Origin of the sequence: Bacteroides galacturonicus, from assembly GCF_003096855.1 — a bacterium.
Classification (GTDB): domain Bacteria; phylum Bacillota; class Clostridia; order Lachnospirales; family Lachnospiraceae; genus Lachnospira; species Lachnospira rogosae.
The window spans coordinates 198,778-211,690 of sequence record NZ_QEOA01000005.1; the positions used below are offsets into that span (position 1 = coordinate 198,778).

The window sequence follows — 12,913 nt, forward strand, 5'->3', positions numbered from 1 at the left end:
TTAATTACTTTGCGTAATTCTTGTATCCTACTTCCTGAAGTCTTGCATCTTTAGCCTGAACACTTTCCTTTAATTCCTTAGTATAATTCTTAAGCCTTTCAAGAAGCTGTTCATCTGATGTCGCAAGAATCTTAGCTGCAAGAATACCTGCATTAGCACCACCATTAATAGCAACTGTTGCAACAGGAATTCCTGTTGGCATCTGTACTATTGAATATAACGAATCTCTACCACCTAAAGAAGTTGTGTGCATTGGAATACCAATAACTGGCATAGGGAATATTGCCGCACACATTCCTGGCAGATGTGCTGCCATTCCTGCTCCTGCAATGATAACCTTGAATCCTTTCTGTTCTGCTGTCTTCGCATATTCAAAGAATACATCTGGTTCTCTGTGAGCAGAGATAATTGTCATCTCATATGAGATACCTAACTTGTCTAATATGTCTGCTGCCTTTGCCATAACAGGCATATCAGAATCACTACCCATAACTATTCCTACTAAAGCCATGTTTAACTTCCTCCATTCTGATAGAAATACAACTATCATCTTAAAATAATATTAAATCACTTATCATTTCATATTATCTGATAAATCATCCATCTGGATAATTAAACAGATAATATAATACAATACCTATAATATTTTACTTTGTTTTAGATATATCGTCAAGGAATTTAACATAAACCGTGTTATTGAACAAATGTCTGTTTTAATCTTCAAATGGTTCGTTAAGCATATCAGTTCCTGAAAGCACAAATCTTCCATTTTCTATTATGCTTGTTTCTTTTCCTGAATAGTCTACAACTGATATTCTTCCAATTTCATCATATGGAATTGTAATATCTGTATGACAATTGTAATATGCCTTGTCAGGCTCACTCTTTCTTAATAAAGACACCTCATTATCCCTTGAGATTATCTCCTTGCCATCAGGATTGAACACTGCAACATCCTCTGACCTTGAATAGCACGTATCACCAAGTGCAAAATGTGGTCCCATTTTCTCAACAATAAGAATTGGAAGTAGATACACAATATCATATCTGTTCGCTGACACATATGCTGTAGTATTAGTTCCTATTGCAAATTCACCGATTGGAAGTGTATTGTGGTTAAACAGGACATTTTCTTTAAATAAATCCTTGCAACGCTTCTCATCCTCATAATTATCACACATATAATCCGTGACAAAACCATCTTTAAAATGCACCTTAAGGTTCTTGAAATTAATGTCGTTAAGATATACCTTGCTTACATTAAGCACGCCCTCTGTTCCCTTAAGGACTGGCGATGTAAATACTTCACCAAGCGGTATATTAACATCTGCAAGGCAGTTCTCAAATACTGTCTGCTTACTGCCATCATTAACCTTCATTATAGATACTTTCATATCCGTTTCATTGCCGTTACAGCCTTTGACCCTGACATACTCTGCTGTATCAAGCACATCTATAATTCTCTGCTGGACAACCTTGTACTTGTCATAATCAAGAGTATTTATCTTGACAATCTCATCAAAAATCTCAGTGAACTTGTCGCCTGCCTCTGGTGATGGATAAGCTATTATAGTAAAGCTTCTCTCCTCGCCTTTAATATATGAATTAACTATAGCTCCTGATTCATTATTATATTTGACTATAAGCTTCTGCTGTTTATCATCAAGATGATAACATTCTTTAGCATCATCTGGCTCAAATGGCTTCTCACCAAATACTTCCATAACAGCAGGACCGCCGTGTACATCGGCAAGTTCTTTATGCTTTTCATACGCATTTTTTAATGCACCAAGCTTTCTCTCAACAAAATCTCCGTCAAGATATAGTGCATTATCAAATCTATGGTCAAATTCCATCTGTTTATTAGGACTTGCGCCATAATATCCTATCTTAATATGCATACGCTTGTTAATTGAATTAACTGCCGCCCTGTATATAGTAGGCTTAAGCCCCATTGCCTCAAACTGCTTTATCTCTTCTCTTACAAGTCTTTCAAAGCCTACGCAGTATCTGATATTGACAGTCTGCTTCTTCTCTAACGGCTTATTGCCAAGAATAAATCCCTTTCGGTATCCTTCTGTAAATGTTGCCGCCATATCTTTTATCTGCTGTTCAGATAATGAGTTCAAATGCTGTGCCATTTTAATTTCATTATCAGTAATATATTCCCCATATCTGTACAGATATCTTAAATCATTCAAATCGCTGTCCATAATAATTCTTACAGCAAAATCCAGTGATGGGTCTATAAGTTCCCTTATCCTGTATTCAATATGGTCATCACTGTAATCACTTACATACCAGTAGACTGCTTCCTTAAGATGCTTATAATCAGCCTCTGTATTATCAGCCGCACAGTCCTTAACTATGCAGTAAAGCTCAATAAACAGCTCAATAAGTGCTGTTGCATCTGCTAATCTTCGCTCATACATATATACAATCAGACCCCTGATTTCCATATATACCATTGAGAATAATCTTCCGCACTGCTCTCCAAAGCACCTAACACTAACTCTTGGATTAGCATAACTTGTATTATAGGCTTCTCCTGTCACATCTTTATATAAAGCCCTGTTATATTCGCCAAGCTCCTCTAATGAAGCGTTATCAAATGCTTTGCCAGCTATATCATTCTTGAGCTTATCCATAAGCAGTATAAACGCCGATACATTTTTAAAATAATCAGCATAACTGCCAGCACCATAATCTGACAGCTCATCATCTTTATTAATCTCTGATATTCTTTCTATTGCAAGCGAATATCTTTCTTCTATATTATCATCAAACATATTAATCTCCATTTCTATAATAAATATATATATATTAATATCCATTACTATATATATAACAATCCTATTATTTTACATTGTCACACAACAAATGTACTAATCTCTAATACTGCACAACTATTATATTATTCTTTATTGTTACACAAAAATATATTAGCAATTACACTATACCCATAAGGAATACCGCTGCCATAAATACTGCGAGTATTCCACATAACAGTGAGCCCACCTTTGATAAAGTATAGAATTTATCATCCTCCTTAAAGCTAAGAAGCCCGATTACTGAACCTATTATTGAAAATAACAGACTTAACAGTCCAAGACTTCCTACCTTTAAACCTGCATATCCTTCAGCTTTGTAGGATAAATACACGCCATATATTAAGGAAGCCAATGCAAGCAGACCCATTATGGTAGATATTATTCCACCAAGCGACTGCCTTTTATCCGAAAACTTGTATTTATTAAATAATTTCACGCTTAATCCTCTCTTCTAATAATTTTGTACCAGACTGCATATATGATGTATCCTGTCAGTCCTCCCAGACAATTTAATATCAAATCATCTACATCGCAGCTTCCAACCATAGTTATAAGCTGTGTAAGCTCTATTGCCAAAGAAAGACTAAATGAATATAAAGTTGTTGCTATTAATTTAATTCTTCTGTGAGATAGCACTGGAAGAAATATTCCAAAAGGAATAAACGCAACAACATTTCCTATAATATTAAGTCTTGCTATTCTTCCAAGTGAATCATTATCTAATATATATTTCCAGAACCTTTTTATTTCTTTAAAAGGTTCCAGATTGTATATATGTCTTGTCTGCGATGTCCTTCCCATTGACTCAGCAAAGAATACAACGTATATAAGCAGACACATATATATAACAAAAATTATCCATTTCATAACATTATGAAACTTCTGCTTATTCATAATCTCTCTCCACACAATATAATATGCCTGACATACCATTGCAACACTCCGTTAAAGCATTGCAATAATATATCAGGCAGTATATACATTTAAAATAATATATCTGATTTATGTGCAAGAAGTCTTGCTCCATTAACTATCATCATAACACCAGCGCCAATACCAAAAGCGATTGTTACAATTCCAAACACAAGATTTGATACGCCAACTGACTTCATTTTTTTATATAATTTTTCTTCCACAACAATCCTCCATTCCTGCTGGCTTGATAAACCAAACTGACTAATTAATTACGCACCCCATACTGTTCATAATAAGTATCTATGGCTGCCTTTAACTTATCGTCAATGACAACTCTGCCTTCACATTCTTTATTATAAAGATGTTCTACAACGTCTGCCATTGAAACAATTGCACTTGTCTCAAAGCCATATCTTTCCTTAATCTCATCTAACGCGCTCACCTTGCCGCCAAGACCTACTTCCATACGGTTAAGTGATACCATAAGACCGATAATTGTAACATCAGCCGCTCCTCTTACCTTAGGAACTGTCTCTTCCATTGACTTACCTGATGTTGTAACATCTTCTATCATAATAACTCTGTCGCCATCTTTTAACTTGCTTCCAAGGAAACTTCCCTTATCTGCACCATGGTCCTTCTCTTCCTTACGGTCTGAACAATAACGCACTTCCTTACCATAAAGCTTAGCATAAGCAACGGCTGTAACTACGCTGATTGGAATTCCCTTATATGCTGGCCCAAAAAGAACATCAAAATCATCACCATATGTCTCGTGAATTGCCTTAGCATAATACTCGCCAAGACGCATAAGCTGTGTACCTGTTACATATGCACCTGCATTCATAAAAAATGGGGACTTTCTTCCACTCTTTAATGTGAAATCTCCAAACTTTAACACATCACTCTCAACCATAAAATCTATAAATTCCTGCTTGTATGCTTCCATTGTATCTAAAACCTCCTGTATATGCGGCTTCGCACTGTTATTGTTATATTGGGTCTATTCTAACATAAAACTTTATTGGTTTCAATGTGTATTTGCATTATCAACAGGCTCTGCGTTGCTTGGTGAAAATTATTTTAAATCTGTAAAATATTACAGACCATTTGTTTGTTTTGTGTTATAATATTTATAATCATTTCAAACTAAAAAATCCATGCATTTGCATAATTACAAATGCATGGATTACATTCATCTTAGCTTAAGAGAATAATAAAGTTCTATTATAAAGTTCTATTTCGATTTATTCACAATCGTTTCTTTTACTTTTTACTGTTAATCCTGTCATTATTGTTAAAGCTGACATAAGCAGTATCAACCAAAGTCTTATGTCTGTTGTATCTCCTGTCTTTAAGGATGCATTACTATCTACATCACTCCGACTGTTTTCGACATTGTTATCTTCCGCCTTTTTATCATCGATAGTATTATCTTCCACTTTATTATCTTCCAGCTTATTATCTTCTTCGGTTGTGCTTCCAGCAACGGTGAAATAAGTAGCTGCTGAGCCATCGGTCCATGCAATTTCAAATGTATGCTTTCCAGCTGGCAAGGTTTTAAGATACTCAGTCTTCAAGGTAATTATTGTTGAACCTTCTGTTACTGTATAGTTCTTTACGTCTATAACTACACCATCAACTCTTACCTCTTTGAACTTGGCAATTGCCCCGTCTCCTCTGATTACAAGGCTGCCATCTGTATTGGTATTCTGTGTCCATGTGCTTTCAGCACCATCTATAATCTTATATGCTGGTAACTCTAATTTTTTGATTTCTTCTTTTTCAAGAATCGCGCCACAAGTTTCACATTCCTTATGTCTGCTTCCTGCTGCTTCCACAGTTGCAGGCTTGTCTATAATCCAGTCTCCCAAATTGTGTCCTAACGCCTCAATATCCTTAACATCCTTTACTTCTCTACAGTTTCTGCAATGGATTGACTTGCTTCCTGTTTCTGTGCAGGTTGGCTGTTTGTCTACTGTGTAATCAGTATTCCATACGTGTCCGTTTGCAGCTATATCCTTTATCTCTATATATCTGCAGATATCACATACACGCTTTACGCTTCCTCTACCCATACATGTTGGTGCTTTAACCTTCTCCCACTTACCAAAGCTATGGCCGGTGGCTGGAATCTCCTCCTGTGCCTTAATTATTGTATTACATACCAGGCAATGGATTCCTGCTGTCTTTCCAGCAGTAGTACAGGTTGCTGCCACTGCGGCATCCTCTGCTTCTGTGTGACCAGTAGCAGGAATTGTCTCTTTCTCAGTTTCCTTGCAGCGACTGCACTTTCTTGCCTTAACCCCACTCTCTGTACAGGCTGCTGGCTTAGTTACTGTCCATTCACCTGTGAAATCGTGTCCTAGTGCTGGTATTTCTATATCTTCTGTTATCTCTTGTCCATCTTTATCTAAACGCTTATCACATCCGGTACAGGTATAATACTCAATATGTCCTAGCATAACACAGGTAGCTTCCACCCTGGATTTATGTAGATTTTTTTTGTGGATATGCCTTTTTTTGAAATACAGCTTACCATCTTCAACATACAATTCACCATTTTCATGGTCACACACAAAGCATTCTTTAAATTCGCCTATGTTCTCAATAACGTCATATGCATAATTTATTGCATCCTTCCTTACTTTGAGCCCTACCTTTGAAGCCGCATCAAATTGCTCACCTAGAACAATCAAAAATCTCTTTATGCCGTGAGGATAAAATATCAAATTATTTTCCTTATTATTGTATGTATTTCCTGTAATGTTTACTTTTCCATTAAGTACAAGCTTTCCACAAGCATCAATACAAATTCCTGCTGTAGTACTATCATCCTCTTCATCTGCTGTACATATATTACCTGTAATATCCGTATCTACCACTTCAAGCGTTCCATAATGTGAAACATTCACCGTTCCACCTGAATCACATTCATTATTTTCAAAAAGGCAATTTTTAATTACACAATTCTCAGAAGACGTTGCTACCGTACTAGTATATTTTCCATAATTGCCCTTAAATACACTATCAGTTATCAGACATTGGTCATTTCTATTATCTGAACGAGATGTTCCAACCCATACACAGGAAGCCCAGTAATTTGATTTGTTATCATAAAATTTACATTTATTTATTTCTAATGTTCCATTTTCTCCAAACTTATCTATACACGAGCCGCCACCGCCTGTGGTATTATCATAAAATGTTACTCCCTCCAAAACACAATTCAGATTATTAATAGACAGACAACACGTTACACCTCCGGCAGAACTATCCATATCATACCTGAATCCAGTTATAATACCTCCAGTCAAAGATTCATTTTCACTATTAATATAACCTTCATGAACTGCAGATGGATTACTATCTGTTATCTCAAATAAACCGCCACCTGTGCCGGATTCATTTCTTAAACCTATTCCATAACTATTATAGCTATATCTTTTCTCAAAATTCAATATATGTCCATTAAGGTCTATTCCACCTCTATATGAACTATCCACCTCCATATATATGTATTCAGAAAAATCTATATCATTAGCAAGTTTTATATATCCTTGTTTCAATATACCATTTTTAAACTCTTTAAAACTTGTAACGATATATGGATTGTTTTTAGAACCATCTTGAACAGGCTCATCGGCTCTAATATAATCTACCGGCATAGCAGCTATTATAAATATACTTACCATAATGATACTAAACAACTTTCTTAAGCTATTACTCACGTTAACTTTTCTCATATGCATCTACCTCCTTATTTTCACAATCAGCAGCTCTTGAGCTTATCTCACATTTATTATATAATGATATTACACCGTACACTGATGTACGATGCAATAGTTTTGTCAATTTTTATCGAATTGGAGTAGATAATTATATGAATGATAATTTATTTTCAATAGGCGATGTGAGTAGAATACTTGGAATAACAAGAAAAATAATACTTAATTATGAAACCTGTGGATTGGTTGCTCCTGATGTCAAAAATGGTATTAATGGTAATAGATATTATACAATTGATACCATTACAAAAATACGCATAATACGTCTGTTTCAAAGCTATGGATTAGCACTTCCTGAAATACGCGAATATTTTGCAGGCTCAACAGACCTTATTTCACTGGTACACAGACTTGAAGCAATTAGAGATCGGCTGAATGACAATATTAACAGCCTGTACGAAAGAATAGCTACTTCTGATATTAAAATATCCCAGATTACAGTTCCAGCACAAACTGTTTGTGCAAGAAGAAAGGTATCAGATAATCTTCAGGAAAAAACTGACTTTTTAAGAGATACTGCTATGATAGCCATTACCAAATATAAAACTGACTTTTCAAAGCCACAGTATTTTATAGAATTCAATTACAAAAATCCATCTGATATACTTTTCTGTGCAACAGTTGATAGCAACAGCTGTGGTGATGATATAGTTACTATGACCTCGAAAAATGCTCTGGCTGCCTGCCATTATGGCTCTTATCAGAATATTGACCATACAAGAACACATCTGCTTCAATACGCAGATATAAATAAAATTCCACATACTGGAGATTTCAGGGAAGTGTATCTTGAAGGTCCACCACAGCATAGTGATCCTAATAAATATATAACTAATATATATTTATTTTTAAAATAAAATTTATATATAAAAAACATACAAATACGATAAAGTTATTCTTGAATTTCAGATTAAGGCATAATCAAATAATTTTATCATACTCAATAATGCTGCTCATTCGGCAGCATTATCGAAAAAAAATTGCATAAATAGGATTTTTTTGACAGAATTCGGAATATTTCAATTATACCGGAGTGTATAGTCCTATTGCCGCACCCACCAGTGCAAATGCTGCATATGCACGATATAAATTCATTCCCACAATATATCCATTAAATGTTCCATAGAAAGCTGCACCTGCAAGCCCAGCTATTCCACCTAATACAGCACCTGCTAATACACTGACTACAAGCATAGTATTTATATTGCTGAACTTTTTACTTTTTAATTCCGTTTTATCAGCCTCTATTTCCTTAAAGTACTTCCCGTATTCCCTAGGAATTGTCAAATATATTTTTTCAGCCTCTGCCTTCACTATCACTCTGTTAGTGAGCCACCTGCAATACCTGTTAGTTTTAAGATAAATCTTTTCACCGTTGTTTTCAATTTCTGATTTTCTTCTGGTCTTATCACATATTATCTGTTCAATACTTTCTTCTTTACCACTTTCATTCTTAAAAGTCATACCAATTAATTCTGCCTGTCTGCTTGAAATATAAGTCACTGGCAATGCATATACTATAAATGCCACAATATAAGTCAAAAGTGGATTTAATAGTGACACTCCATCTATAACGCACAACACTGCGTAGATAAGCATTATTATTGTGATAACAAATGTAAAATTCAATAAATATTTCTTGTTCATATTCTCCCCTCCTAATCTTTCTGTTTTCTATCACCTTTCAGTATTTTTATGTACTTTTTAATTATTTGAACTCTCTCAACAAGCTTAAATTTTCAAAAAACTATTTCTTTTGTGCATAGGACTGTAACCATAAGTCTATATGTCCACATTCTTCACATAAATATGCATCTATGCCTTTTTCTGATTTTTTATCATATTTATTTTTCTTAATCTCGTCAGCAACCTTTACCTTCCAAATCTGGTTAGCTATAAGCGCCATTTTAACCATTTTCTGACTTCCACAATTAGTACATTTCATTAAAATTTCTCCCCTTTATCTGATATAAACTTTATATTAGTTTATATCTGTTTCTTATCTGTCTAATCTATTTCTATTAATTCGATGAATTCTCAGCTCAGCGAAATAACATTTATTATCATATGAACTAACACAGGACACACTATATCTGCCGTCTTTTCCTGCGTATATGCCAATCCAAGCCCCATAAAAAATAAAGGTATTTCTGCTAATATCTGACTGAATTCCATATTCAAAAAAATCACTATATCACAGTGGTAAAGGGCAAATATTAATGCCGAGAATACCACCGCACATTTAACACCTGCAATATTTTGTATAAATGTGTATATGTTCTTTCTAAATATTATTTCTTCAACAAATGGTCCTGCAAACACAATATATAAAGTTTTTAATACAACAACCTCTTTAAACTAATATTAAATTTGTAAATATATTCACTCTATCAACTAAAAGTGACCACCAGAAGAACCAATATTATCCCTATACTTAAATCGTTCAGCTAACCACCAGCCAATTTGATAAAACAACGAATTATCTTCCCCACCTTTTATCCTAAAAAGTTCATTTTCATTTAACTCTTCAAACTTCATAATCTTAATCCCTTTTATTTTTTACTATCTAGTATAATCTTTCCAGCCTTCATATACTTCATATCCCCACGAAACCAAGGTACCTATTGTCACTACAGCACCTGCTACAGCTAACCATCCAACTCCACCACCATCGGTACATATTAATTCTTCCATATTCATTTCATTTAAACCTTTATACATATTCTTCTCCTTATAATAAAATTACATTTGATACTTACTATTAATATTTCTATTAATTATTCTTCCTGCATAAGAATATAATTAATAATAAAAAAATGATTAATAAAATCACATCTCTAATAATAACTTTATGATATATTATCAATGTATAAGTTACTGATAATATGCACAATAATATCATTATAGTTATAATAAGAATTTGTACTTTACTTTGTTTCTTCACACATATTTCCTCATTTTTTTGCACTTTGTGTATATATGAATTTATTTCATTCCAAATAAATTCAACAATACATCATACACATTTTTCCAATAGGTTTCTTTTCCTTTTGAACTTCCACCACTAATATTCATTTGTTCAATTTCTGATACTGGCACAAAAAAACTGATATAGTTCATTTTTATCATCTCCTTTCTCAGCAAACATATCACTTCTATATTTCCAATGCAATAGACATGTGCTATTTGGTATTTAAACGGTGCTATTTGGTATAATTTGACATATTTTTTACATTTTGTATAATGTTTTTATGAGTAAATTGGGGGTATTTATGAACTACTACGACATTTTCTTTGATATTATTGAGAATTTCTTTGATTTTCTAATTATCGATTTGTTTATTAAAAATCACGGTTATAAATCATATTATAAACACATACTCAGACCTATTTTTTTAACATTTAGAATATTCTATGCAATAATAACTTTTCCTAACTGGTTCGTATATATATTAAATATTATTATACTTGCCTATATTTTAGTAAGCTGCAACGGAGCACTTATCAAACGCCTCATTACTGCCATTAAATATTTTATGTATGATTATATTTCTACATTTATAATTATATTACTGCATGCATTATTTTTTAGAGATTTATTACAAATTGCTTCAAATCAACTTTACACACATTATAATTCGACTTCTGGTATTATCATTTCTTATATCATTGCCTGTATATATTTTAATACTAAAAAAATCAAATCATTAAGTACAGCAAAACCCTACATATTTCTATATGATTTTATATCAATTGCAACTATCATCACTTTATCAATAGCACCTATTCTCACTGAACCAACAATACTTAATTCACAGATGCTTATTCCTATGTTTTTTATATTAATCGCACTAATAATCATATTTTGTCTTACTACTTATAGTAGAATTGCAATTACTCTTGAAGAAAATGCTATGAATAAAATTCAAATTGAAAAAGCTGCTATGGAATCTGAATATAATTCTCAGATTGACAATAAATTACAACAGCTCCACACATTAAGACACGATATGAAAAATCACCTTCTTATTATTGACAGTTTGTATGCTGATGGTAAAAATAAACAAATTCACGATTACATACATAAGATAACTGATGAACTTAACCAGACTCAGACTATATCTTCCGCTTCATCTACCATATCAGCACTTCTTAACTCTAAAAAGCTCATATGTGATGATAATAAAATAGCCTTTGATACACAGTTAGATTTTAACAACATCTATATAAATGACTTTACTCTCATAACAGTGCTTGGAAATATATTAGATAATGCTATAACTGCCGCTTCAAAACTCGATAACGGATATATTAATCTTGCTATTAAACAGGCAGATACATATCTGGCGATACATTGTGAAAATAATCACCACGAAAAAATCAAAAAAAGAGAAGGTCGCTTTATCTCCAGCAAACCTTCTTCTGGCTCTAAGGCTAATCCTTTGCACGGATTAGGTCTTATTAGTGTTACGAATAATGTTAATAAATACGGTGGCACAATTGATATTAACTACAATGATACTACCTTCATTGTTGATATACTTATTCCTAATTACAGATAATAGTATTTAATTATTATCTGTAATTAATAATAGTGTTATCTCTACATTTTTCTTTCTTCAAGCAGCTTTCTTATTTTACTCATATGCCTATTCTTAACTTCTTTATAATGACTTCTGCTTAGTGGCACTTCAACGCCATCACCAAGACATACCACATTTTCTTTAACTTCTTTTATTGCATCAAAATTGACTATATACCCTTGATGCACATATATAAATATATTTTGATCTAACTTACTACAAATCTTCTTTAATGTTTCATAACACGTTATCTCTGCATCTGTACAATGTAAAACGCATTGATTTCTTCGTTTTTCAATATACTGTATAGTCCTTACGTCTACTATTCGGGTATTTCTCGAAACAGGAACCTCTATGTATCGTTCCTCTGCTTCCTTATAATCAAATGTATATTGCACCAATACAACAGCTCTTGACAGCACTCTTTTCAATTCAGCATATGCAACTGGTTTTACAACATATGCTAATGCTTCAACACCATAAGCTTGTATTGCGTATTTATCAAAACTCGTCACAAAACATATTATTACATCTTGTGTAATTTTACGTATCTGCCTTGCTATATCTACTCCATTAATTTCTGGCATTTCAACATCAAGAAATATAATATCATACTTTAAATCATCATTTTCTATATCCTTCAACAATGCCATTCCTGAATTATATGATGTTATATTAATATTTATTTCAGATTCTTCCGAATATACCTCTATATATTTAACAATTCTGTCTATATGCACTTGTTCATCATCGCATACTGCTATCTCTACTGTTTTCATACTAATCCTCATTTCTT

Annotated in this window: 15 protein-coding genes and 1 pseudogene; 2 read left to right on the forward strand and 14 right to left on the reverse strand. The window is 33.2% G+C overall.

Features of this window, described 5'->3' with window-relative positions:
• Nucleotides 1-4 precede the first annotated feature (4 nt).
• The 7 genes from purE to C7390_RS07725 all read right to left on the reverse strand — a co-directional run bounded on the left by purE (nucleotide 5) and on the right by C7390_RS07725 (nucleotide 7,492).
• Complete coding sequence (gene purE, locus C7390_RS07700) at nucleotides 5-511, reverse strand: 5-(carboxyamino)imidazole ribonucleotide mutase (RefSeq protein ID WP_022502330.1); 507 nt, start codon at nucleotides 509-511, stop codon at nucleotides 5-7.
• A gap of 202 nt (nucleotides 512-713) precedes the next feature.
• Nucleotides 714-2,789, reverse strand: coding sequence for an aminopeptidase (locus C7390_RS07705; RefSeq protein ID WP_022502331.1), 2,076 nt, complete (start codon nucleotides 2,787-2,789; stop codon nucleotides 714-716).
• A gap of 160 nt (nucleotides 2,790-2,949) precedes the next feature.
• Nucleotides 2,950-3,267, reverse strand: coding sequence for a DUF6142 family protein (locus tag C7390_RS07710; RefSeq protein WP_022502332.1), 318 nt, complete (start codon nucleotides 3,265-3,267; stop codon nucleotides 2,950-2,952).
• 2 nt (nucleotides 3,268-3,269) lie between these two features.
• Complete coding sequence (locus tag C7390_RS07715) at nucleotides 3,270-3,725, reverse strand: VanZ family protein (protein WP_070101494.1); 456 nt, start codon at nucleotides 3,723-3,725, stop codon at nucleotides 3,270-3,272.
• A gap of 89 nt (nucleotides 3,726-3,814) precedes the next feature.
• Nucleotides 3,815-3,967 (reverse strand): hypothetical protein, encoded by a 153-nt coding sequence (locus C7390_RS13670; RefSeq protein ID WP_022502334.1) that lies wholly within the window; start codon nucleotides 3,965-3,967, stop codon nucleotides 3,815-3,817.
• 44 nt (nucleotides 3,968-4,011) lie between these two features.
• Entirely contained in the window at nucleotides 4,012-4,695 is a 684-nt protein-coding gene (pyrE, locus tag C7390_RS07720; RefSeq protein ID WP_022502335.1) for an orotate phosphoribosyltransferase, read from the reverse strand.
• Between the two features lie 298 nt (nucleotides 4,696-4,993).
• A complete protein-coding gene (locus tag C7390_RS07725; RefSeq protein WP_318295608.1) occupies nucleotides 4,994-7,492 on the reverse strand; it encodes a hypothetical protein in 2,499 nt (832 codons plus the stop codon).
• A gap of 137 nt (nucleotides 7,493-7,629) precedes the next feature.
• On the opposite strand from C7390_RS07725, the gene C7390_RS07730 reads away from it, so the two are divergent.
• Nucleotides 7,630-8,391 (forward strand): MerR family transcriptional regulator, encoded by a 762-nt coding sequence (locus tag C7390_RS07730; RefSeq protein WP_116443901.1) that lies wholly within the window; start codon nucleotides 7,630-7,632, stop codon nucleotides 8,389-8,391.
• A 166-nt stretch (nucleotides 8,392-8,557) separates the two neighbouring features.
• On the opposite strand, the gene C7390_RS07735 is transcribed toward C7390_RS07730, so the two are convergent.
• The 6 genes and pseudogenes from C7390_RS07735 to C7390_RS13680 form a co-directional block, all read right to left on the reverse strand.
• Complete coding sequence (locus C7390_RS07735; protein WP_116443902.1) at nucleotides 8,558-9,181, reverse strand: hypothetical protein; 624 nt, start codon at nucleotides 9,179-9,181, stop codon at nucleotides 8,558-8,560.
• A 100-nt stretch (nucleotides 9,182-9,281) separates the two neighbouring features.
• Nucleotides 9,282-9,479: a hypothetical protein gene (locus C7390_RS07740; RefSeq protein ID WP_116443903.1), complete on the reverse strand. Its 198-nt coding sequence runs from the start codon at nucleotides 9,477-9,479 to the stop codon at nucleotides 9,282-9,284.
• Between the two features lie 92 nt (nucleotides 9,480-9,571).
• A pseudogene (locus C7390_RS13895) lies at nucleotides 9,572-9,865 on the reverse strand (CPBP family intramembrane glutamic endopeptidase); the annotation flags it as partial.
• A 63-nt stretch (nucleotides 9,866-9,928) separates the two neighbouring features.
• Complete coding sequence (locus C7390_RS07750; RefSeq protein WP_116443905.1) at nucleotides 9,929-10,072, reverse strand: bacteriocin; 144 nt, start codon at nucleotides 10,070-10,072, stop codon at nucleotides 9,929-9,931.
• A gap of 24 nt (nucleotides 10,073-10,096) precedes the next feature.
• Entirely contained in the window at nucleotides 10,097-10,255 is a 159-nt protein-coding gene (locus C7390_RS13675; RefSeq protein ID WP_318295609.1) for a hypothetical protein, read from the reverse strand.
• A 264-nt stretch (nucleotides 10,256-10,519) separates the two neighbouring features.
• Nucleotides 10,520-10,654 carry a hypothetical protein gene (locus tag C7390_RS13680; protein WP_318295610.1) on the reverse strand — a complete coding sequence of 45 codons (135 nt, stop codon included), beginning with the start codon at nucleotides 10,652-10,654 and terminating at the stop codon, nucleotides 10,520-10,522.
• Nucleotides 10,655-11,448: 794 nt separating this feature from the next.
• Here C7390_RS13680 and C7390_RS13685 point away from each other — a divergent pair.
• Nucleotides 11,449-12,096, forward strand: coding sequence for a GHKL domain-containing protein (locus C7390_RS13685; protein ID WP_318295611.1), 648 nt, complete (start codon nucleotides 11,449-11,451; stop codon nucleotides 12,094-12,096).
• A gap of 41 nt (nucleotides 12,097-12,137) precedes the next feature.
• Here C7390_RS13685 and C7390_RS07760 read toward each other — a convergent pair whose 3' ends face one another.
• A complete protein-coding gene (locus C7390_RS07760) occupies nucleotides 12,138-12,896 on the reverse strand; it encodes a LytR/AlgR family response regulator transcription factor (RefSeq protein ID WP_022501538.1) in 759 nt (252 codons plus the stop codon).
• Nucleotides 12,897-12,913: the final 17 nt, after the last annotated feature.